The following is a 317-nucleotide window of genomic DNA, read 5'->3' as shown; positions in this document are numbered from 1 at the left end:
TGCGGGCCACCACGACGGCGGCCGACGCGCGGGAGTGCTGTGCGGCGGGGACCGAGCGCAGCGCCACCGACGACAGCGGCGCGATCACCAGCCCGAGCCCGAACCCGGCGATCACCAGGTCGGCGTCCACCCGCGGCACGGTGAACAGGGCGAGGTCATAGCCCAGCCCCTGGGCCCGCAACGGCCAGGCGGCGATCCGCGCGTACCCGGCCGCGGCGACGAGCATGCCCGCGAAGATCAGCCAGCGCTCGCCGAGACGGCGCGCCTGCACGCCGCCCGCGACCGCGGCGACCGCCAGCGGCACGAGGAAGCGGGCC

The 317-nt window shown here is 77.6% G+C and carries 1 pseudogene; it reads right to left on the bottom strand.

Annotation, left to right across the window (positions count from 1 at the left end):
- A pseudogene (locus ACFFNX_RS36500) lies at positions 1–317 on the bottom strand (MFS transporter); the annotation flags it as partial.

Source organism: Actinoallomurus acaciae (genome assembly GCF_042429965.1).
In the GTDB taxonomy this organism is placed as follows: domain Bacteria; phylum Actinomycetota; class Actinomycetes; order Streptosporangiales; family Streptosporangiaceae; genus Actinoallomurus; species Actinoallomurus acaciae.
The sequence above is the reverse complement of the archived record's forward strand: the minus strand, read 5'-3'. Positions and strand labels throughout refer to the sequence as shown.